The sequence below is a fragment of the Leptospira neocaledonica genome (genome assembly GCF_002812205.1).
Lineage (GTDB): Bacteria > Spirochaetota > Leptospiria > Leptospirales > Leptospiraceae > Leptospira_B > Leptospira_B neocaledonica.
In genome coordinates this window covers 344950-368226 of sequence record NZ_NPEA01000005.1, presented here as the reverse complement: position 1 = coordinate 368226, position 23277 = coordinate 344950, and the positions used below count along the sequence as shown (strand labels likewise).

The window sequence follows — 23277 nt, the reverse complement described above, 5'->3', positions numbered from 1 at the left end:
AAATCCCAAACCTTATTTGGAAAGGTAGTACAAGTCTCTTTTGTAAGTAGGAAGAGCGGTTTTATTCTTCTTAGAATTTTCCAATGCCTTATCTTTCTCTTCGTCGATCCACCATAAAGACTTGGCAGCGCCCTCTCCCGAATATCTAGAAAGAGGATTTTCGGGAGTTCCGAATCTATTCCAGTAAAGAACTCTTGTGGATTTAATTCCCCAAAGAAGAACGTATGGAACCTCTTTGGTTAAGATCTTATCTATTTTCTTCAAGATTTCCGTTCTCTTTTTGATATCGAATTCAGTTTTTTGCTGCTCTATAAGTTTGTCCACTTCCGGATTTTTAAAACCGTTATAATTGTTTTGTCCATTCTCGTTTGCATATTTAGAATCCCAATGATGTTCAGGATCAGGGAAAGAACTACCTGCTCCCCAAGCGGCCCAGGTAACGTCAAAATCGTACTTATCCATTCTTTCAGACCAATTGGCAAGATCGGTACTTTCTATCGTAACTTGGATTCCCAGTTCTTTTACTCTTTCCATGAATAGAGTAAAATATTTTTCTACACTTCTATCTCTTTCCAGGATATGGATCACAAACTGTTGTCCGTCTTTTTCCAAGAATCCTTTTGCATTCGGTTTCCATCCTGCATCAGCAAATAATTTTTTGGCAGCTTCGGGATCATAGTCTATCGCAGGATTTGGCAACTGTCCTTCTTCCCATACGGAACCGTAATAGGAATCAGTGAGTTGGTATTCTCCGAATGCAAGTTTATCCACCATAAGTTTTCGGTTCACTAAATGAGCGATTGCCTTTCTGATACGAACATCGTCGAAAGGTTTTCTTCTCATATTGAACGCCCAGCCCTGGAAGCCCGACTTTTTATCATTATAGATCTTTTGTTTAACGATATAATTTTTATCGAAAGGTTCTCCGGTTGTATCTTGAACCCAGGTAGCTGCCTTATATACGGGATATAGGTCTATATCACCTTTTTTGAATGCTTGGAATGCGACCGCGTCGTCGTTAAATACTTTAAAAATAAGAGTATCGAAGTTGTCAGATCCTCGATAGAAAGGATAGGCCCTCATCCAATAATCGTTCCTACGTTTCATTTTCACGTAGATCCCTTTTTTAGCGGATTGTAATTCGTAAGGCCCGGAAATCACAGGAAACTCGAAATTTTCCTTATTAAAATCCTTTCCATTATAATAATGTTCCGGAAGAATAAAGAAGTCATAAGCAATAAATTCAAAGTTCTTCCAGTGAATTTCTTTTTGAGTAAATTCCACTTCGTATTCATTGACTAACTTCGGAGCTTCGAAGCGGGAAAGATCAATCCTATGAAGAGCTGTATTATTCTTCTTATTCATGATGATTTCATAAGTGAATAAGACGTCTTTAGCGGTTATCGGTTTTCCATCACTCCATTTGGCGTTTTTATCCAGGTTGAATGTAAAAGTTTTCTTATCGGAGGAAATTTTCCAAGAAGAAGCAAGTTTAGGAAGAGGCTCCAATGTGATAGGATGTCTTTCCAAAAGTGGCTCGAACATCTGAGTGAAAATTTCCGCAGTGGTGGAAAAGTTTTCCAAATACCAGTTCAAGGATTTCGGATATTGGTGGCTATAGATCCTGAAGATCCCTCCCCTTTTAGCATTAGGAGAAGCAGAAGGGTTTGGTTTTCTCAATGCTTCCGGAATACTATTCGGATCCCCTTCCCAAGGAAGATCTTCAGTCGCTACGGAAATCTGGACTTCTTCTTTCTCTTTACAGCCGTTCGATGCGAACGTGATTACGGATAATAAAAGTGTAAAATAGCAAATTTTTAGGAATTTGGAATTTCTTAGGGCAACGTTCAAAGCACACCTCTTAGGAATGTTCGTGTTCGAAAGCTTCCGGGAAAACCCGATTTCAGGCAAACTTAAATGTAAAATTTTTGATGAAAAGATAAGAGGACGAGCCTTACAGCTAATTTTTATTTAACCCTATGAGCAAAGACAACATCCGGGATCCGTTTTAAATTGCCTAGGATCTCCTTCAATTGGTCCAAATGTTCCACTTCTATCATGAATCGTGCCATCAAAGTATCCTTTTGTACTGTGGAAGCTCCAGCCTCCAGGATATTTGTCTGGGTTCCGGAAATACTTTTTACCATCTCCAAGTAAATCCCCTGACGATCCTTTGCCTTCACTTCCACTCGAACTGGTACCGGTTCCGTCTGTCCATAGTCCCAATCCACCGTGATCTGTCTGAGTTGCTCTTCTTCTCTTTGTTTTAATGCAACACTACAATTCTTTTTGTGAACAGAAACACCTCTCCCTCGAGTTACGAAACCAATGATCTGGTCCCCAGGGAGAGGAGAACAACAACCTGAAAGACGGACAGGAATATCTCGGAGTCCCGCAACCAAAATTTTTCCACCGGCAACTTGACCTTGGGCCTGAGTCTGTTTAGAAACTTTTTCGGAAGGTTTACGTTTAAGTTCTTCTAATACTTCCGCATTCAAAGTCAGTTCTGCTGCACTCTCTGCACCTTGCTCCAGATCCTTGCTGGTCTCTTCTCTGAGTTTTCTGAAATAAGCGCGTAACTTTTGTCTGGCAGAAGGAGTTTTAACGATACGAAGCCAGATGGGAGAAGGTTTAGATCTTTTGTCCACGACAACTTCTACTTGATCCCCACTACGTAATTCCGTACGAAGAGGGATCATTCTACCGTTGATCTTGGCTCCCTTACAATGTAAACCTACATCGGTATGAATCCTAAATGCGAAATCTAGAACAGTCGCACCTTTAGGAAGTTGTATAATTTCTCCCTTAGGAGTGAAAACGAATACTTCGTCCTCATGAAGATCGTATTTTAATTCTTCTAAAAATTCTTTAGGATCCAAAGAAGAATCCTGCCAAGTTTGTAGGACTTCCAACCACTTGACGGTTAGATGTCTTTCATTGGCATGAGTCTTACCTTCTTTGTACACCCAGTGAGCTGCGATTCCGAATTCTGCGATGGCATTCATCTCTGCAGTACGGATCTGAACTTCCAAAGGTTTTCCGTCAGGACCGATCACTGTGGTATGAAGCGATTGATACATATTCGTCTTAGGAGTCGCAATATAATCCTTAAATCTTCCGGGAACGGGAGACCAAAGTGTATGCACAATTCCTAATACTCCGTAACAATCTTTAATCTCGTCCGTAACGATACGAATAGCTCTTAGATCGAAAATTTCATCGAAGGTTTTTTCTTTCGTTTTCATCTTGCGATAGATGGAGAAAAAATGTTTTGCCCTTCCTTCTACATTCGCGTTGATCTGAATCTCAGCGAGCCTTTGTTTCAGGATCAGCTGTAATTTTTCTATATAATCTTCTCTTTCGGACTTTTTGGCGCTGATCCTTTTTTTAATGTCCTGGTATTCTTCCGGAAAAATAACTTGGAATGCGAGATCTTCTAGTTCCGATTTTACGGAATAGATACCTAATCTTCCGGCAATAGGTGCGTATAAAGAAAGAGTTTCGTTTGCGATCCTTCTCTGCTTTTCAGGAGGTTGGAAAGAAAGAGTCCTCATATTATGGGTCTTGTCCGCAAGTTTGATCAGAATGACCCGAATATCCTGAATGGTTGCAATGATAATCTTGCGGATATTCTCCGCGGCTTCCGTTTCTTTGGACTGACTTTTGATCTGGGAAATTTTAGTCACACCTTCCACAAGCTGAGTGATCTCCGTTCCGAAATCACGGACCATATCTTCTCTTGTGTATTTTGTGTCTTCGATCACGTCATGAAGGATTCCCGCAGAGATTACCTTCTCATCCAGACCCAACTCGTATAAAATAAAACCTACCTGAAGAGGGTGAACTATATAAGGTTCCCCCGAAAGGCGAAACTGACCCTGGTGAGAATCATCCGAAACCTTATAAGCCTTTTCGATCATTTCCAAGGCCTCGGGGCCCATGGTTTCTCGAACCCCTTCGAGTAACATTTCTTTGGTGGCAGGAGCCTTAATAAATCCCATGTTCTTTTAGGTCCTTATATCCAAACCAAGATCCAAAAATCTGGTAGTATGAGTCAGGTATCCCATACTCACTCCTACCCCGGGAAATTCGGACAATGCTTCCAATTTTTCAGGAGTGATCCCTCCGGAACATTCGATCAGAATTTTAGGATTTTTTTCTTTTGCCCTATGGAAAGCTTCGCGTGTATCAGGTATATTAAAATTATCTAACATTAAAACATCTGGTTCCGCTTCGAGTGCGTCTTCCAATTGATCCAAGGAATCTATTTCCAATTCCACCATTCTTCCTGGAAAATTGGATCTGATTTTTCCCACGGGAATTTTTGCGGATCCGAATAAAGCCAAATGATTGTCTTTGATCATCGCCATCTCAGAAAGATCCAATCTATGATTAGAACCTCCCCCGCAATACACAGCATACTTCGCAAGTTTTCTGTATCCAGGAAGTGTCTTTCTTGTATCCAAGATCATTATACCCTTAGACCCATACTGATCTACGATCTTTCTAGTCGAAGTAGAAATACCGGAAAGATATTGTAAGAAGTTTAGAAGGATTCTTTCTACACGCAACATGGAGAGAAGGCTGCCTCGGATCTCTGCAATCTTGTCTCCTTTGACGAATTTTTCTCCGTCTTTAAAGAAGAAATGAAACTGCAAATCTCCGTTGGAAAGTTTAGAAAGAACGGAAGAAACACCACTACCGCAGAGAATACCTTCTTCCCTTGCGTTCAAGTAAGCGATCGCTTTTTGATCCGGAGAGAATAAGGAAACAGACGTTATATCTTGGTCAGGACAATCCTCGTCCCATGCCATTTTAGCCAGGGGGAAATAATCCGCCTCATTCGTCTCTGATATAGGCTTAGTATAAGCCCTCTTCACTTGGAATTCACCGCTAAGTAAAACAGTTTCGAATTATAAATGAGGATCAAGCGGAATTCGAAAATTTCAATATCTACAAAAAAGAAAGGCCCGGAAAATTCCGAGCCTTGCATGTATGAGTTGCTAAAATGTTAGACCGTCTTAACGAGCTTCTTCGTCGCTTTCTTGCTCACCAGAATCAGAAGGTTGCTCATTTTCTGTAGAAGGTGCCGGAGTTGAAGGCTCTTCTTCTTCCGGTTCGGACTCAGAAGTAGAAGCTGGCGGAGGAGTTGTAGTCTCCTCCTTCTTCTCTTCTGGTGTAGATGCTTCTACTTTATCACTTCCAGTCTGCTTCTTAGGAGCTTTTTTAGGATCAAACTTAGTCGACCCTTTAGCAGGTGGAATTAGCAATACTTGTTTTGGATAGATCAAGTTCGCATTTTTGATCTTGCTGCGGTTCGCTTCATAGATACGTTTCCAAAGTTTAGAAGTACCGTAATGTTGTTTGTAAGCGGAAATTCTCCAGAGGCAATCTGCAGGAATTTTCTTACGAACTACGTATTTTTTCCAACCTTCAGGAAGTTCTCCGGAAGAAGAAGTTGTAGATGTATCTTCTCCTTTTCTGGTAGAAGAAGTAGAATCTCCTCCATCACCTTTGCGACCTACAACGGAAGATCCAGTGCGTAATCTTTCTGCGATATCATCAGACTGATCTACTACAATGCGAGAAAGTCTGATCGCTTCTTCGGCTCTACCGATAGAATCTTCGTATTTTTCGGAAGAATATAACTCTTCTGCGGAAGCTAAAGATTCATCCGCTGCTTTCAGGTTCTCATCAGCTCTTTGGTAAGAAGTTTGGAGATCCTTGCTGGATTTCAGTTTGGATTGGTCTATCGTAGCCAATTTATCCTTAGCTTTTCCGATAGAATCCTTTGCTTCTGCCTTTTTCTTAAGTGCATAAGACTGAATGTTTTTTGCTACAAGTTCTGCCGATTTTTTACGGATATCGTCAACTTCGGAATAACCTTCTTTGATCTTTCCTTCGTCGATCTTAGCCTTAGCAGCATTCAAACGTTCTCTTGTCTGAGCTACTTCAGGATCCCCACCGCCGGCATATCTGTCCGCATCATCCAGGTTTTTTTCGATATCTGCAAGAGAATCGATTAGCTGCTGTTTTTGAGAAAGAGCCAAAGACTTGGCGTCAGTTGCCGCCTTTTTGGACTCCAGATATTTTTTATTACTTTGCTCGTACTGATCGAAAGCAGCCAGACGGGTTTTAAGTTTTGCGTCGTCGCCAGATTCCTTAGGATAGGATTCTAAAGTGCGATCCGCATTGTCTCTTAAAGTGTCCCCTTCTTTCTTCAGTTCTACTGCATTATTATAAGGTTCTGCCGCAAGTTGAGAAGCATAAGCCTCATCCGCCTCATTGATAGCGGTATTAGCTGCAGTCTTAGACTCCTCGGTCAATTGAGGATAAGATTTTTCTAATGCATCATACGCTTTGCTTTTTGCGTATTCGGCGCTTTTTTTGGTCTCGCCTAAGTCTTCGTTGGAAGCTTTTTCATGAGCAGTCAAAAGACTTTTGCGAGCTTCCTCGAATTCTCCGGAAGCGTATCTTTCTGCGCCTGCGTCTTTAGCGCGAGTGATAGCGGTTTTTGCTTCCGCCAATTCTTTTACAGGTAGTTCCGAACCACAGGCTACTAGGAATCCTAAAACTCCCAGTACCAATGATGGAACCGATATAACTCGAAAAGTTTTCATTTGTTTTGCACCAGCCAGAGGAATCGTTTAAAAAAGTGCCTTACTTATTTGAAGGCAGCGACGGCATCAGCTTCGTTATCAAAGATCTCGAAGAATGACGTTAATTTAGTTAATTCGAATACCTTTCGTACGGAACCCGCAACGTTGATAATTTTAAGTCCACCCTGGTATTTTTTTAAGTTAGAGAGGCTGGAAATCAAAGCACCGATTCCGGATGAGTCGATATAAGAGACCTTTTCCAGATTGATAATCGTGTAGTATTTCTGCTCTTCGATGAGCTTTGCGATCACATCCTTAATCTCAGGGGCATTATATAAATCTATCTCCCCATTGATGTCCAGAATTACGATGTTACCGCTTTCCCTTCTGGTGATTTCCATAAAAAATCAGCAACTCCTTTCTTTATCTGTTTGAACCATCCTACAATAGGGGGGTCATTCTCTATATAGTCAACGAGAAATTTCCGCTCTTTCGTACAAATTTTTCCATTTAACGAAAAACTCACTGAAATTTCCAACTTCGATAGAATGTCTGAGTTCCTTCATGAACTTTTTCATAAAATAGAGATTATGGTACGTGCTCAAGGAAAACGCGCTTAGCTCTTTCACGTGATGTAGGTGTCGAATATACCCAATACTGTATCTTTTGCACACTTTACATTCGCATTCCGGGTCCATCGGCGCATCGGAGAACTTCCATTTTTCATTTCTGAGATTCACTTTTCCTTGAGAAGTGAATACTTGGCCGTTTCTAGCATTGCGGGTGGGAAGAACACAGTCAAACATGTCGACTCCGTTTCGAACTCCTTCCAAAATATCCGGAACAGTTCCTACTCCCATCAGATATAATGGCCTATTCCTGTCGGTGTAGGAGGAAATTCCTTCCATAGTTCTGATAAAATCCGGTCTGGGTTCGCCTACGGAAAGACCACCGATCGCAATTCCAGAGAACGGAAGTGAGCGAATCTTCTCCAAACTCTCCAATCTCAGATCCAAATTGGTCCCACCTTGGAAAATTCCGAAAAGAAATTGATTACGTTTGTCTTTCTCCCAATAATTCACAGCTTCTTCTGCCCAACGATGAGTCCGATCAAGAGCATCTTTGATCCGAGAAACGGTTCCGTCTCCAGGAGGACAATCATCCAAAACCATCATAATGTCGGAGCCGATCGCTCTCTGGATATCGATCACTTTCTCAGGAGTGAAAAAATGAGGACTACCGTCGATATGAGAACGGAATTCGACTCCTTCTCGCTTGAATTTTACGAGAGAATTCAGACTGAAAACTTGGAAACCACCGCTGTCAGTGAGTAGAGCTTTTTTGTATGAAACAAAGTTTTTGAGCCCACCGAACTTCTCCAGAACCTCGGTACCTGGGCGAAGATAGAGATGATAGGTATTTCCTAAGATCAGTTCATAACCTAACTCATCTATATCGTCAGAGTCCAGAGACTTTATAGCACCTCTTGTGCCCACAGGCATGAATACTGGAGTTGGAATTTCTATTCCGTTGAGCGATAAGGTTCCGGTGCGAGCGAAAGAATTTGGATCTGAAGCCCTGGATCTAAAGATCATTTTTTGTTCGGACAATTCGGATCCAAACAAGAGCCGTAAATATTTAGGCTATGACCTGTGATCTTAAATCCGTTGTTTGCAGCAGCTTGCTCTTGCAATTGCTCGATCCTTTCGTCGATGAATTCTACAATCCTGCCGCAGTCTCCACAGATGATATGATCGTGATGAGTATGACCTATAATATGTTCGTAGTACTTATAATCTTGGCCGAAATTATGCTCTTGCAATAACTTCGCTTCTACCATAATGGAAAGTATTCTGTAAATGGTAGCCTTGGAAATTTTATCTCGCTGGTCCTTGAATTCTTCCAAGAGACTTTCCGCAGTAAAGTGATTATGCAGGGAGAAAATACGTTCTGCGACTAACATCCTTTGGTTGGTGATTTTTAGGCCCTTCTTCTGTAAGTAATCAGAAAAAGTTTTCATCTCCATACGGATGGAATCGTCTACGGTTTTCAGAATTTCTGTTTCTCGGTCTTTGTTCATTTTTCAGGAGAAAGATATGGAACTGATGCAGAACTTTCCTTTCGGATCAAGGAATCTGGGATGTTCACATTCTTTTTCCACAATTTAAGATCCGGTTATGAGAATTATCAAGTGGAATTTCATTTTTAGGAAATGAAATACTTACTCTTCCTCACCTTCTATTTTGCCCGAGATAGAATAATACCAGGCTCTTTCCATTTCTTCTGCAATACGGACCGCAAGAATTTTGAGTAATCTGGTCTGGGCCTGACCCTCTGTTTCCAGAAAACCAACTTGGTCTGAGTAAATAATCCGAGCAGGGATCTCCGTTCTTTCTAATGGAATTTTTTCTCCACCCGCTTTTTGAAGTTCCACTTTGCAGACCACAAACATCTCTTTACTCAGCTGTTGCCCACCTTGGTCCAAAAGAGCTCCTACCTGTTGGTAATGACTGATCTCTCCATAGATACGATATGCAGCTTGAGACTTTTCCCTGGTTTGGATAAATCTGCCTCGATAATTGATCTCTTGTTTGACTAGGTCGGAGAGAGCGGTATGCATTCCAATCCCATAGGAATTATTCCGAAAATTCTGCACATACACGGTACGTTTGGAATCCGGGATTGGGATCCCATCAATTTTAGGAGGATTGCCGGGCTCCCGAGTAAGATAGGTGCAATTACTTAGGCAAAGTACCAGAAAAATCGGAGCTAAGAGCCTCATAACATCAGGCTTTTCTCCAAGTACGAGGCGGCAAGAAAATTTCTCAGATTTCAGGCTTTACAATTTAAAGGAACCGGATCTGAATTCGCAAATGGGAAAAAATTTCCTGGAACTTTTTCAGCAAATCCCGCTTCGATTCGGACTCCTATTTCTTTTAGTATTCCTAGCCGGGGAAGAAGCTAAAGCAGGTGAGACCGGTTCCAAAGTTTCTGCTGTTTCTCCCAATCTAAAAACAAATCCGACAGTTCAAAAAAATATTTGGGACGATCTCACACCTGAGGTTTTAGCGGACCTGGGGAACTTGGGTTTTCCTATGGAAATGGAAACTCCCATCTCAGGTTCCTATGCGGAATATAGAGTACATCATCTTCATATGGGCTGCGATTTTAAGACATTTCATACGAATGGGATCGCAGCCATTTCACCTTTTCAAGGATATGTAGAATCGATAGGCCAATCCACAAAAGGATACGGCTCCAATATTATCTTAAAATCTTCCGGTTCCAATTTAAAGGCAAAGTTTGCTCACCTACTGGACTTCAAAGGAGTCAGAAAAGACTTGGACCTCCTCCGAGAAGCGTTAGCATTACTCAGTGGTGGAGAATTTCAGGTCAAACTTTCTCCAGGCTCCTATCTTCTTCCCAAAGGAGAAAATATTGCAAGGCTAGGAGAATCGGGTACAGGAGTCAGTCATTTACATTTTGAATTACATTTACCTAATGGAACCTTAAATCCTCTTCCCTATTTACCTTTGAGAGGAAAAGACAGATATTCTCCGGAACTTTTGCTCTTATATGTGGATACGGAAGACGGGGTCCAGGCCAGATTAACTTTGGAAAAAAAGGGAGAAGGTAAATTTTCACTTCCAGGAAACCAAAAACTAAATCTTGCCGGCGGAGTTCGTTTTAGATTAGGTGCCTACGACCTAATGACTTCTCGAAACAAAAACAATTTATTCTTTGCAGGCATCTACAAGGACGAGGCTCCTCTATACGAAAGATCTTTTAGGGGAATGACTTACGAAGAGGCAAGAATCCATCATGATATATTCGATTCGAATCGTTCTTCTTTAAATCCTCCCGTTTATGTTTACAATCTATTCCCGGCAAAAGGACCAAGCATAGATCTTAGAAATTTTGAAACAGGTAGCACGGTTAAACTGATTCTCAAGGCGTCCGATCATGCCGGAAATCATTCCATTCTTCCTTTAGAAATAGAAGTGGGATCCGTAAATTCCAAAAAAACTTCTATTACAAAAACTGAATTCACTTCCACAGATGGAGTTTTAAAGATCAAAACTCCTGCAAAAACAACTTACGGCCAGGGGTCTTTGATTTTCAAAAAAATAGAAAAATTGGAAGAAGATCTAAAACTTCCAGAAGGACTCAAATCCAAGACTTCAATTTACGAATTGGAATCTTCTGACCTTTCCTGGGTGGGAGAAGCGGAACTGACCTGGAGAGGCGCTGCTCTTGGCAAAAAAGATGGGATCTATATCTATGATAAAGCTTCTAAAAAATGGTCCGCTTTAAAACAAAAAGGCTCAGTTGGTTTACTCACCAAACTTGGAGCTTTAGCAATTCTTACCGATGACGCAAAACCAGCAGTCAATTATCCATACTTAATCACAAGACATAGAAGGATCAAGGGCCAGGAAGAAGAAGGAGTCGAAGAAAGATTATATTCCGTTTCCGACACAGGCTCAGGTTATGCAGGCGGCGCAGAAGTTTTACTGGAAGGAGAAGTTTATCCAAGTGAGTTCGATGCTGACCGTAAGATGTTGATTGTCAAATTCCCAAAAACTTTCGCAGCTTGGAAAAAGTATATGCTACTACAAATCCGGATCAAAGACAGAGCCGGTAATTCTTCGGATTGGTTTACCGATTTAGTACGGTTTTAGGTTTAGAGATTCAGAGTTTGGGAGAGTCACAAAGGTTTTCCACACAGAGTCACGGAGTCGCAGAGGGGTTTTTATGAATCGAAAATTGAGATTAGTATTTCTTATCGTAGGTATTGTTCTTTTATTACTAATTGGTGGACGCAATATTCTGTTAACAGGTGCTTATTATTTGGCGAGTTTTATCGCTTCCAATCAATACAAACAAGATTTAAATCCGGATTTAAAAAATCAGGCGTATTATAAGTTTAAAGACTCTTTTAGGATCAACTCCAAAGATTCAAAATCTATAAAATTCAAGTTGGCCTTTTCTTATGAACCAAACCAACCTAAACTAGAAAAAGAATTAGCAGATAGATCGCCCCAGATCCGCTCCTTAGTAAATATGGTTGTTGCGTCCAAATCTTCGGAAGATTTTCAAAGTATTCCTTCTCAAATAGACCTAAGAGATGAAATTCAGGCCACTGCCAATCATATCCTAAACGATGGCCAAATTACTGGGGCACTTATTTCTGATATTGAAATAAAATAAAAAACCCCGCGAAATTCGCGGGGCCCTTCTAACAAAACTCGAAAGTTTTTCTTTCTTAATCTTGGTTTTGGAGAGAGTATCTGCTGATCTGCAGAACCTTAAACTTGGTTTCTGCTCCACCAAGGTTTAAAGAAGCATTATCCCCTACTTTTTTACCCAAGAGTGACTTAGCAAGCGGTGACTGGTAAGAAATAATATTTCTTTCCGTATCCGCATCCCAAGCTCCCAAGATAGAATAAGTTTGGTCTTCTCCGCTGGACTCGTTTTTGAGTTTTACGGTGGTTCCGATATTGATACGATCCGTTTTTACGTTGGAAAGATCCAGAACGATAGCTGCTTTCAGTTCCGCTTCCAGTTTTTTGATCTGAGCCTGGAGTTGGACCTGTTTTTCCATAGCGGCCTTGTATTCCGCATTTTCTCGTAAGTCCCCTCTTTCCTGAGCTTCCCCAATATCTCTGGAGTTTTCAGGCATCTCTACGTTGACCAAATGATCAAACTCTGCTTTTTTTGCATTCAGAGCGCGACGAGTAACAAGAACTGCGTTTTCTGGAATTCTTGCCAGAACGTCTTCTTCCTCTTCATCATCATCCTCTTCTTCCCAGATCAAATCAGGTTTCAGAGCACGGATCAAAGTCATCAATTTGTCTTTTTCAGTCTCTTCGATATAAGGAACTTCTCTATAAAGAGCGTAAACTTTGCGAATATACTCAGAATCTCCGTTTTGGATTGCTTCGCTGATTACAGCTGCATCATTCCCGAAAAGGATTTCTTGGCAGGTGTTCTTAAGCTTAGTTCCTTTTTCCTCAATTTTGTTTAGAGGTTTTAATAAACGAAGAACTCTCAGGATCAGATCCTGTCTAGAAACGTTCATCCAGTCTTCTTCCCAAGTTTTGAGAAGAATTGATTTTGCCACCCAGAGGAATACTTCCGGGTTCTCTTTAGCTCGGCTGGATGAGGTTTCGATGAATAAATTCAGTTCAGCGAACTTTCCGTCAGCTTCCAGAACGGAAACAACGTATTTATTATTCTTAACCGGAACTTCGAAGAGTAGACCGACCAGAATATTGACCCAATCGGAATGGGATTTTTTAACTAAGTCTACGAAAGACTTTTTGATATCCAAGTTACTAATCTTAGAAGAATATTCCAGGACCTCTTCTCTTTTCAGAGACTTAACGATCTTGGAAACATCATCCAGCTTTTGGTATCTTTGGAAATCGTAAGGACTTCCGTCATCTCCTTCCATAGTAGAAGCGACCTCGTCCAGATACAGATAAGCTACAATCTTGCGGAAAGAATCGTGGGTTTGTTCTTCTTCGAAATAATGATGAGCGAAAGTATCGATCGCAGATTCTGCTTCTTCTTTGTTTCGAAGAGCTTCGATCGCGATGTCCAAACGTTTGGCAGGATCGGAATTCGCGTTGAATTTTTCGGTCAATTCTTCTGCGTAAGTGATCGGTTTTTCTCTATACCAAAGTTCGTCTTTTTTCTTAGGATTAAAACCTAGGTTATCTTCTTTTTTGATAACATTCTTAGCTTTGTTCCACCATTTAGACCAATCAACTGCAGGAATAAATTTTCCTGCGATCTCAGCCTTCATTTCAGCAACCAACATATGGTTTTCGAAAGAAGTTAATAATTCTTTAAAGAACCCTGGAACATCAGTCTCGAATAGAGAAACAACAGATGCCTTGTCTTCATAGAATCTTACCCAGATATGATCTCCTTTTAGAGGTTTCAAACTGGTGATCGCCATTTGTATGGAAAGTTTATGATTCTTCTTATCTTTGAAATCCACAAAGATAGAATCCCCGTTAGGCGAAATAGAAACGATTTTACCTACTCCCCAGTTCCTATGAAGAACGTAGTTACCGGTATCGAATACGATGTTTCTTTCGAAGTTGGAAATACAAACCTTAACGGGTTTTCTATTATTTCCTAACTCGGACATTTTTAAGAAATCTTCCAACAAGCTGTGGTTGGCATATTTCAGTTTATAAACTCTGATCAGTTCGTTTCTTGCTTTGTTGGAAACAGGTTCATGATCCAGGATCTTTTTCAAAAGATAGATCACTCTATCCCAATCTTCGGTAATTTTGAATGGTTCAACTAAAGGATAAAGATAACCAGCAAGACGGGTCTTTTCACGATGACCTAAAAGGATACGTTCTATCTTTTCTACGAACTGGATATCGTCGTAACTATTCGTTACGAAAATCGGCCAGATCTCTTCGAACTGTACGTATTCTTTGGTCTTTGCAAAAGTTTCTATCGCTTGTTTCAGGTAAGCGACCGCTTTTTCCTTGTTTTCATCAAGAATTGCTAATGCGTATTTTTTAGCGATCTCCGGGTTCTTGCGATCTTGTTTTGCAAGTTTTTCCAGGATAGGCTTGAGCTCTTTATTCTTCTTTAGTTTTTCAAGAGCTTCTGCTTTGAATCGAAGAGCGTAACGGTCCTCTCCGAATTTTAAGATATTGTCAGTGATATGTTCTATGATGACCCATTTGCTGGCTTGTTTGAAAGAATCCAGTAGGGTTTTGAAGTAAGCAGCTGCGTCTATACTTCCTTTTTGGAGTCCGAGTAATCCAAGCATGTATCTTGCAGAAATACTTTCAGGATGATCCGCAAGATGTTCTTCCAATTTTGTTTTGGCTGAATCTAAAAGACCGGATGATTGAAAGGATTCTATAAGATCGTCGTAAATTTTAAATTTAGATGCTGGAATGGAATTTGCGTCCGAGCGTACATAAATCTCCTCGTTAAAAAGAGAAGTCAGCTTGTCCAGTTCGCTGGCAGGCTTAGTTTCCGCGGTTGTCGCAGTTTCGTTAGACATAGGAATTACTCCGCCGACGGGGTCGGCATTCAAAAATAGGTTCGGATGGGCGGTTTTTTTGTCTCTTAAGAGCCCTTTCAGATCAATTATAGCAGCTTAGGCTTATACGTAAACTAGAATTTGAGGGAACGAGGCTCAGAGTGCTTTTACTTATCACTCAGGGAGTCATTTTGGCTTTTATTTTCACGTACGGAGGCACGAAGAATATAGAGGCATAGAGTTTATGGCGCACAGAGACACTAAGGCAAAGAGAGAATTTTTTAAGATACTCAGACCCCTCCGTGGCTCTGTGTCTCTGTGTGAAAAAAACTTTGTGTCTCTGTCACTAAAAATAAAAAACGCGGGAGATTTCCCGCGTTTCATTAGAGTCGGATTGTGAGAAAGGCTTACTTGCCGTTTCCACCACCTTCACATTCTTTCTCTGCTTTCACTTTTAACATCTTATCCAACTTACGTTTAGAGCGGCAATCATCCGCATCGAAGTCGATAGAAGCTCCGTCGAAGTGAACTTCGAATACGTCGGAAAGAACTCTTAGCTCATCAAAGAAGAGATATACGGTTTCTCCGCTCGTATCGTTACGAGAACGAATTTTAAATTGTTTGAATACAAGTGTCTTTACTTGTGGGAAAGAGTTTACGTCTTGTGGAACTCCCGGAGGAATTTCAAAAGTTAGAGGTCTCCAACCGATAAAGTCCAGGTCTCCGAATTGGAAGATATGAGAATCACCTTTCCAATCTTCTAACCAACCTTCTAAGTTATACTCGTTACCACGACCGCAAACCCAAACAGAAACCGCTTTTACGATCCCTGGGAATTCAACACCATAGATCTTGAATTCTTTTCTCTTGTTGTTCGCGTCCAAGTAAGCCATCTTACGAACGATCTCGTATTCAGGAGTGCGAGGAGGACGGATACTAACAGAGTTATCGCCCGGGAAAGTGAATGCAAACTTGATACCCAGAACTTTTCCGGTTCCAGCGTCTACGTTCTTAATGTCTCCAGGTTTTCCAGGTAGCAGTTTAACTTCTCTCAATGCTTGCGCGTTGGAAGCGGTAGGCTGGTACTGGCCCTGTTGTCCTTGAGGAACTAAGGTGTCCTTATCGGTAGTAACTTCCCAACCGAAAGGAGCAGAACCCGGAGGATTATCCCAGGATTCTACAGTGATGGAGCGTAGCTCCATTCCACTTACGTCGATACCGGTAGGAGATTCGATCCCACCTTTTTTCTTTTTGATAAATTGTGCGCTCACGGTCCCAAGTAGAAGGATGGAAGAAATACCTACTGTTAGTGCCGCGGTGATTTTAATTTTTTTGCTGAGGTTTTTCATACATGTCCTACCGAAAGATCACCAATTGTCCTTAATTTCAGAACCAGGATACTTTGTATCAGATTTATCGGCACGAACTTCCAAATCATCCACATAAAAGTAGAAGCTTCCTCCCACTTCATGAACATCCGAGGTCACGAAAATGGAAACGAATCTTAGGTTCTTATCCAATAATGCAAATCTGGTACTTTGAGGAACGAATCCCGGAACGGTTGCAGTTAATTTTCTCCAACCGAAATAATCCAAGCGGCCCATTCTGATATTATGGGTTTTTCCTCTATAGTCTCTCAGTTTAACGAACAGAGTGTGACGGAATTTTCTTCCCAGAGCCCAAATAGAAACCTGGCGAGCTTTTCCTTTTACGATATATTCGTGAGGAGGGAAAACTTCTACACGATCGAATCCTCTATCGGTATAATACGTTTTGATTCCGAGGATATGATTCTTTTCTAATTGGTCTCCACCATTATCCGGTACAGTATTCTCATCGAATACGTCTCGGATCAGACCTCTTTGAACCATCTTAAGAGTTTTAGTCTCTCCCAGGGGAGTAGTAGACTTAGCTCTCCAGTCTTCGGACTCCTCGAAGTTTTCGAGTATAATTTTCTCGAGGGGATCCGGTGCTTGGCCGCCTTGGCCGCCTTGGTTCCCTCCCGCAGGCTGCTGACCGGAAGTTCCGGTAATCGCCAAGAAAAAGAGAACGCTAGCTAATAAGTACGTCTTTTTCCCCATGAGAACATCTCCTAAAGATTTAGTGCAATCCAATCTAATTCCGAGAGGGAGGGATGTCCGTAATATCTCCATCCTGTATCAGGTCTTGGAATTTACGCAATACCTCAATCATCTTTCCGACACCTTCTGCCGGAATGAATATGGAAGATTTTTTACTATTGGACCATTCGGAAACTTTTAAATAGTATCCGTTCTCGTTCCGTTTTAGATCTACCAGAAACTTTTTGTTCTGGGTTGCGACCTTCTCCGTTAGGATTTCGGGGTCCAAATAGATTTCTCCTTCCCGTCTCTGTGTATAAATATCGGTAGCCTAAGTTCCAAAATTAGCCAAGTAAAAAGTTTTTTGCCATTCAGAAGAAAAAATCGAAAAAAACGGACCACGAGACCGAAAAGACTCCCCCAGGTGAAGGAACTCCTCTCATACCAGGCCTTTCTTAAGAGACATAATTTTCCGGCTTTTCTTTTTTTCGCACAGAGAGCATAGAGATTTTAAGAGACACAGGGGTTATTTCACACAGAGGCGCAGAGCCGCGGAGGTTTGGTTTTGTTGGAAATTCCTACAAACTTAAAAATCTCTCTGTGACTTAGTGTCTCTGTGTGCCAAAGACTCAGTGTCTCCTAAACTCCGCGTTTCTTATTCCAAACAAGGATCCCAATGATCCATATATAGTTCAGGGCGAGAAGGCCCGCAAGCCCCAGGACTCCCATATTGAACAAAACTTCTTCCGGATTGGAGATCGGCAATAGGATCCGGGGGTTTTTGGGTGGATCGAATCCGAATTTTTTGCAGGCTTCCTGGATTGCTTCCGTATAATACGAGTTCAATCCAGCTATATTCGAATGGGATAAAGACTGCCCTACTCGAGTGTTTTGTTTGTCCCAATCACATACTTTTTCGGAAAATTGGGGGCAAACCGCCCAGGTTAGGACCTCATCCCCTTCTTTCCAATCGGAAGAAACCCAAGGTGCCACATGAAAATACAATGTTTTCTTAATAGAACCTGGAGTGGTCTTAGTTATCTGGTATTTGTATAAAAACTTGGAATCGGTAAATCTATAAATATGAGAATTAGAAACACCACTATCTTTTTGGAAGATGGTTTGTTCCGGGGATTTTAGTCCTAGAAAAAAACCGAATGCATGACTTAAATATAGAGCGGAAACAGGTGCAGAGATAAAACCAAGGAACAAGGCAAAGAATATACTATTTCCGTAAAACTTGGTCAGCCTTAAGGTTATAAAAAACAGAGGAAGAAATAAGAAACCGAGGCAGGCGATCGTAGAGATCAAGGTCCCGAAAAGGCCGATCGGCAGGAAGAGTGCGGCCATTCCATTTACGAACAGAAGGCCCAAACCCAATAATCTCCAAGGAGGTTCCGGCTTTTTAGGTTTTTGGTTTTCCCAGTTTTTGACTAAGGCAAACATTTCCTCCTATTCTACGACGATAGAGGAAGAAAATCCACTCCAGATTTTGGTGCCCAGGGCTTCTAATTTGCTAGGATAAGCCAAAGAGAATAGTATCCCCCTGGTTCCTCTTAAATAAAATTTTTCCAAAACGATAATCTGGCTCTTACGTCCGTCTTCTCCTACAAAATCGAAACTTGTTCTATATAGGTCTCCTTCTTTTTTGCGAAGATAATTCCATTCTCTCATCGTCCTTGTGTTGATCCCTCGAAGTGAATCCCATATAAGATAGTAATTTTGTGCGTTAAATATAGAAGGATGAAAATGAAGTGTAGTGCCTATCGTGAATACGATCCGATCCGGTCGAAAAAATAAGATCCCTTCACTACTCTTTCTATATTCTTTTTCCCAAGTAGAAGGTCCTCCTTCCACAGGAAAGTTTTGGTAGAATCTATGCACCTGCCAAAGATAATCCGAATCTTCTCCAGAAAACTCTCTATCCTCATCCGGAAATAGATAAGTTAATTCCGGAGGAAGATCCAATGAATAGGCAAAGTCAGAACTTCTGATCTTTAAAACTTCCGGTGTCCAACAACCGAATGGATCGGTAAATCTCTGTAGTTCCTTTTCTTTATGAGAATATTGGTCCAAAAATTTTCCCAAAAGTTTTGCGGTTCTTTCATAACCTTCCGGTACCAATTTTCCGTATCTCAATCGATAACAGTACATGGAACCTTTTAAGAGTCGAATTGCAGAATAAGGATTTGCATGTTTTTGTAAACTTTCTGCTTCGCTATAATGTAGATCCAATTCTTGTCGGTTCGGAAATACTTCCTTATAATTCCGATCCAGTATCATCTCCACTCTTCCGTCTTTGTAAAAACGATAATTTCGGGATCTTGAATCCGTTTTCCAAACATAATGAGCGCTTAAACGAAACGCAGTTTGTAGTCTGTTAAAAAGTAGTTCTTCCTTTTTTTCCTGATCTCCAAACCAAGGCTGGCGAAGTAGCGGATCCACATCTTGGGCGAATGTAGGCGAGGCGAGTGCCGGGAGCGCAGTTAAAAGAATTATATATAATAATTTTATAATATACGAAACGCGCACAGACGGATTGCCTATTATCCGGGTTTTCACTTAAACAAACCTTCTAATTCTCTTAGAGCGCTAATTCCTACAATTTCCATTCCGGGAATTTTTTCGAGTTCGGCCAGATTTCCTTTGGGAAGAAACACTGTTTCGATGCCTACACCTTTTAATTCTTTTAAACGAAGGGAGACCTGCCCGACAGAACGAACTTCTCCGGAAAGTCCTACTTCTCCAATGACAGCAAATCCGGGCTGGACCGGTCTTTCCGTATAACTGGAAAGTATAGAAGCACAGATTGCAAGATCGAGTGCAGGTTCGTCGACTTGTAGTCCACCCGCCAAGTTTCCAAATATATCACATTCTGATAATGTATGACCTAAGTATTTTTCGATGACCGCAGCAAGCAGAATGAGTCTTCGGGTGTCGGGACCTTCTGCCATTCTTCTTGCCTGGGAATAATTGGTTCTACTCACCAAGGCTTGGACTTCTACACTCAGAGCGCGGCTTCCTTCTAATACCGAACTTATGACCGATCCACTTTTTCCTTCCGTAAGTGAACTGATAAATACTCTTTGTCTGTCTTTTACTTCTTTGAGTCCGGATTCCAACATTTCGAAAACTGCAAGGTCTCCTACCGCGCCGAATCTGTTTTTTACGGCACGAAGAAGTCTGAAATAATTCAGTTTGTCCCCTTCGAAATATAGTACCGTATCGACTAAATGTTCCAATACCTTAGGACCTGCGATCGCACCATCTTTAGTGATATGACCTGTCATTAGGATTGGAATTCCGGTCCGCTTTGCGGTTTCCAAAAGCACCTGTGTACATTCTCGTAGTTGTGTGACTGTTCCCGCTTGGTTCGGAAGTGCTTCTCTTGTAAGCGTTTGGATTGAATCCACGAATACCAGATCAGGAGAAACATCCTCGACCATTGCGGAAATATTCTCCGCGTACGTTTCGGAGGAAAGAAGAAGGTTCTCTGATAGAACATTCATCCTTGCGGCCCTGAGTCCGACTTGTGCCGCAGACTCCTCACCGGATATATATAAAATCTTTTTACCTTGAGAGATCATACTTCTGCTAATCTCTAAGATGAGAGTGGACTTACCTACCCCAGGTTCTCCACCTACCAAAATCAAACTTCCAGGAACGAGTCCCCCGCCTAAAACCAAATCCAATTCGGCAAGCCCCGAACTCAGACGTTTTGTATCGTCGGAAGGAATCGAATCTATAGGAACGGGTTCCTTATAAACCGCCGATTTTTTATAACTGGGAGAAGAAGAAAAACGATCCCCTCCCGATTCTTCTACGATCGTATTCCATTTACCGCAGGATTCACATTTACCTGCCCAACGGGAAAATTCCTGTCCGCAGGATTGGCAAAGAAAGGTTTTGGAAATTTTCTTTTTCAATGTTCGAATAAATTCTCCATTTGAAGCCAATCGATCTGATTGAATACCGGAAGACAGTGGAACGCCTCTTGGGCGAGTTCATATCTTCCTTCTCTGATGAGTATCTGAGTGAGTTTTTGGGAGAGAGAAATTAGAAACAAAACATCTCCCGATGCATAATCAATCTGATCCTTAGTAAGAGTTTGGGCACCCCAATCGGAAGATTGATTCTTTTTGTCCAAAGTCTCGTCGAAAAATTCTCTAATAATATCTTTCAGACCATGTCTATCCGTATAAGTGCGTGCAAGTTTAGATCCGATCTTTGTACAGAAAATCCCTTTGGTCAAAATCCCAAGTCTGTATCTTAAGAACAGAGTATCCATCCTGGCAAAATGGAATACCTTGATAATATCAGGATTTTCGAATAATTTTTTAAGCCGAGGTGCCTCTGTTTGGTTCGGTAAAATTTGAACCAGGCTCACGCGATTTTTGGAATCACAGATCTGGACCACGCAAAGACGATCTCTTCTGGGATTTAAACCCATCATTTCACAATCTACTGCCAAATGATCGTCTTCTAAATATTCCTTCAGTCTTTCTTCGGAAAGATCCCCCGGAAACAGATCGGGTTTATTGTTCGCGCGGTTAGATGCCATAAAGCCAAAATAATCGAACCGGATCTCAGGTCCGCAAGAAAAGTCCGGCCCCTCCGCCGGTTTTTTTCCTTTTCTATCTTTCGAATCAGTAAACCATCGTCCCAGAATGAAAGCAGTTTTGCGAACCCGTATCTATGAAGAAGAACAAAAATCTCAGTTTGAGTTCCCGGTGGGAAAAGCCGAGACCAAGAGCGATTGCGGGAATTATAAGTTTTCCTTTAAATTAGTCAAATCTCAGGGGAAATCCACTTACGCTCCCGTTTTAGAATGGATAGCAGAAAGAAGGCCTCCTGCAGGTTTAGAACTTTTGACCCTGGAATGGGAACTTCCTTCTCATGGAATCAAAGAAGGAAGGATCTTCCGACATGGATACCAATCCTGGAGTCTCTCCGCTTCCGAAAATTTACAAGACTCGGATATTTCTCCCAAGTTAGGATTTTTACAATTCTCCCAAGAAAATATCTATTCGGAACATGCTGGAGAAGAAGGTAACTGGATCTCAGAAGCCTACGTTATCCTTCTGCCTAAAAACGAAGACTCCAAATTTTTTGCAGGCGCAGTCTCTAAAGGAGAAGAAGGAGTTAAGTTCAAAATTCTTACTTCACCTTCTTCCAAAAAGACTGTTGAACATTTTTTTGACGGAGATATTCGAGTGGTGTATGATTTTCACCGCTTCGAAGATTTTAAGGGGAACAAACTTCCTCTTACTCAGATCCGTGTCTCCAAATTCACAGGCGACGAAGCGATTTTTATAAAAAACTTTTTTGCAGAACTTGCAAAAAATCTAAAGGTCAAACTTCCCGAAACGCAGGTTCCAACAGGTTGGTGTTCTTGGTATCATTATTATACCAAAATTTCGGAGAAAATTATTCTCCAAAATCTAAAAGAACTCAGATCCAAAAACTTAGGCTTAAAAGTTTTTCAAATAGATGACGGTTACCAAGCAGAAATAGGAGATTGGTTGGAAACAAACGATCGTTTTCCGGGTGGAATGGGACTTCTGGCAGAAGCGATCCGTTCCGAAAAATTAATGCCTGGGATCTGGCTTGCTCCTTTCTTAGTGCGTAAAAAATCCAAATTTTTCCAAAAATTCCCGGAAGCAGTTTTGAAAGACAGAGACGGAAATCCAGTCCCTGCGCTTTGGAATCCGAACTGGGGAGTGGATTATACTTATAGTTTGGATGTTACCCACCCTGCTTCTAAAGAATTTTTAGCCACAGTTTTCAAAACCATCGTAAAAGAGTACGGATACAAATACTTAAAATTGGATTTTTTATATTCCGCATTATTACCCGGTTGGACTTATGATCGAAGCGTATCACCTCATACTCGTTATGCGGATGCAATTAAGTTCATCCGAAAAGTTGTCGGAAAAGATATCTTCATCTTAGGTTGCGGAGCTCCCATGCTTCCTTCTATCGGATTATTTGATGCAATGAGAATTTCCTGCGATGTGGCACCTTTTTGGTACAGAGAAAAATCCAGGATCTTAGTAAAAGATAGAAACGGACTCTGTACGGAAAGAGCGTTGATCAACGATATTACCAGAGCCTCTATGCACAGAACACTTTGGCTGAATGATCCGGATTGTCTTCTAGTTCGAAAAAAGAAAAACAGCATGACGGAAGCCCAAACAAAGATTATGGCAAGTATCATGTCCGTTTCCGGAGGAATGTTATTCGTTTCCGACGATCTTTCTTTGGTGAACGAAGATCGTTTGGAATTATTACAAAAAAGTTTAGCGCTCCAATCCAAATGTAGAAGTAAAACTCCTCTACCAGTGGGACTTGGGACTGAATTTTTCCCGAGCGCTCTCTACAATCCTTCCGGTTATTTAGGGATTTGGAATCCAAGCGACGAAAAGAAAGAGATCTCGCTCTCCTTATTCTTCCCTTGGGACAAAAAGAATTCCATAGATTATTGGACAGGAAAAAAGCCGGACTCCTTGGAAATAGATTCCCGTAAAAAAATTCTCAAAATTGAAATGGAACCTTGGTCCACGGTGGTCTTACATTCTGGAAAACTAAGTTGACT

Annotated in this window: 19 protein-coding genes; 3 read left to right on the top strand and 16 right to left on the bottom strand. The window is 41.3% G+C overall.

The genetic code is table 11. The features are described from left to right. Positions 1-12 precede the first annotated feature (12 nt). The 8 genes from CH365_RS10895 to lptE form a co-directional block, all read right to left on the bottom strand. Positions 13-1851, bottom strand: a complete 1839-nt coding sequence (locus tag CH365_RS10895; RefSeq protein ID WP_100768588.1) for an extracellular solute-binding protein — start codon at positions 1849-1851, stop codon at positions 13-15. Between the two features lie 116 nt (positions 1852-1967). Then, positions 1968-4001 (bottom strand): RelA/SpoT family protein, encoded by a 2034-nt coding sequence (locus tag CH365_RS10890; protein ID WP_100768587.1) that lies wholly within the window; start codon positions 3999-4001, stop codon positions 1968-1970. A 6-nt stretch (positions 4002-4007) separates the two neighbouring features. After that, positions 4008-4880, bottom strand: coding sequence for a carboxylating nicotinate-nucleotide diphosphorylase (gene nadC / locus CH365_RS10885; protein WP_100768586.1), 873 nt, complete (start codon positions 4878-4880; stop codon positions 4008-4010). Positions 4881-5021: 141 nt separating this feature from the next. Next, positions 5022-6620 carry a lipoprotein LipL71 gene (locus CH365_RS10880; RefSeq protein WP_100768585.1) on the bottom strand — a complete coding sequence of 533 codons (1599 nt, stop codon included), beginning with the start codon at positions 6618-6620 and terminating at the stop codon, positions 5022-5024. A gap of 44 nt (positions 6621-6664) precedes the next feature. Continuing rightward, a complete protein-coding gene (locus tag CH365_RS10875) occupies positions 6665-7000 on the bottom strand; it encodes an STAS domain-containing protein (RefSeq protein WP_008595243.1) in 336 nt (111 codons plus the stop codon). Between the two features lie 69 nt (positions 7001-7069). After that, positions 7070-8194, bottom strand: a complete 1125-nt coding sequence (tgt, locus tag CH365_RS10870) for a tRNA guanosine(34) transglycosylase Tgt (protein WP_165782596.1) — start codon at positions 8192-8194, stop codon at positions 7070-7072. Next, on the bottom strand, positions 8191-8679 hold the full coding sequence (locus tag CH365_RS10865) for a Fur family transcriptional regulator (protein WP_100768583.1): 489 nt from the start codon (positions 8677-8679) through the stop codon (positions 8191-8193). The genes tgt and CH365_RS10865 overlap by 4 nt, the downstream gene beginning before the upstream one ends. A gap of 141 nt (positions 8680-8820) precedes the next feature. Further along, entirely contained in the window at positions 8821-9381 is a 561-nt protein-coding gene (gene lptE, locus CH365_RS10860; protein WP_100768582.1) for an LPS assembly lipoprotein LptE, read from the bottom strand. Between the two features lie 91 nt (positions 9382-9472). On the opposite strand from lptE, the gene CH365_RS10855 reads away from it, so the two are divergent. Together CH365_RS10855 and CH365_RS10850 are read left to right on the top strand one after the other, a co-directional pair. After that, the gene (locus CH365_RS10855; protein WP_100768581.1) at positions 9473-11281 is read left to right on the top strand and encodes a M23 family metallopeptidase; all 1809 of its coding nucleotides are present in this window, start codon (positions 9473-9475) and stop codon (positions 11279-11281) included. A 73-nt stretch (positions 11282-11354) separates the two neighbouring features. After that, positions 11355-11810 (top strand): flagellar basal body-associated FliL family protein, encoded by a 456-nt coding sequence (locus tag CH365_RS10850; RefSeq protein WP_100768580.1) that lies wholly within the window; start codon positions 11355-11357, stop codon positions 11808-11810. A gap of 55 nt (positions 11811-11865) precedes the next feature. Here CH365_RS10850 and greA read toward each other — a convergent pair whose 3' ends face one another. The 8 genes from greA to CH365_RS10810 all read right to left on the bottom strand — a co-directional run bounded on the left by greA (position 11866) and on the right by CH365_RS10810 (position 21243). Beyond that, complete coding sequence (gene greA / locus CH365_RS10845) at positions 11866-14643, bottom strand: transcription elongation factor GreA (RefSeq protein WP_100768579.1); 2778 nt, start codon at positions 14641-14643, stop codon at positions 11866-11868. 386 nt (positions 14644-15029) lie between these two features. Further along, positions 15030-15971 (bottom strand): flagellar filament outer layer protein FlaA1, encoded by a 942-nt coding sequence (gene flaA1 / locus CH365_RS10840; protein WP_100768578.1) that lies wholly within the window; start codon positions 15969-15971, stop codon positions 15030-15032. 18 nt (positions 15972-15989) lie between these two features. After that, positions 15990-16703: a flagellar filament outer layer protein FlaA2 gene (flaA2, locus tag CH365_RS10835; RefSeq protein WP_100768677.1), complete on the bottom strand. Its 714-nt coding sequence runs from the start codon at positions 16701-16703 to the stop codon at positions 15990-15992. A 34-nt stretch (positions 16704-16737) separates the two neighbouring features. Then, entirely contained in the window at positions 16738-16971 is a 234-nt protein-coding gene (locus tag CH365_RS10830) for a DNA-binding protein (protein WP_100768577.1), read from the bottom strand. A gap of 350 nt (positions 16972-17321) precedes the next feature. Beyond that, entirely contained in the window at positions 17322-18128 is an 807-nt protein-coding gene (locus tag CH365_RS10825; protein WP_100768576.1) for a hypothetical protein, read from the bottom strand. Positions 18129-18134: 6 nt separating this feature from the next. Beyond that, on the bottom strand, positions 18135-19214 hold the full coding sequence (locus tag CH365_RS10820; protein WP_244283120.1) for an LIC10775 family protein: 1080 nt from the start codon (positions 19212-19214) through the stop codon (positions 18135-18137). 26 nt (positions 19215-19240) lie between these two features. Next, positions 19241-20608, bottom strand: a complete 1368-nt coding sequence (gene radA, locus CH365_RS10815; protein WP_100768574.1) for a DNA repair protein RadA — start codon at positions 20606-20608, stop codon at positions 19241-19243. Then, positions 20605-21243, bottom strand: coding sequence for a ribonuclease D (locus tag CH365_RS10810; protein WP_100768573.1), 639 nt, complete (start codon positions 21241-21243; stop codon positions 20605-20607). Before CH365_RS10810 ends, radA begins: the two co-directional genes overlap by 4 nt. 106 nt (positions 21244-21349) lie before the next feature. Here CH365_RS10810 and CH365_RS10805 point away from each other — a divergent pair, with 106 nt between their 5' ends. Then, a complete protein-coding gene (locus CH365_RS10805; RefSeq protein WP_100768572.1) occupies positions 21350-23275 on the top strand; it encodes a glycoside hydrolase family 36 protein in 1926 nt (641 codons plus the stop codon). Positions 23276-23277: the final 2 nt, after the last annotated feature.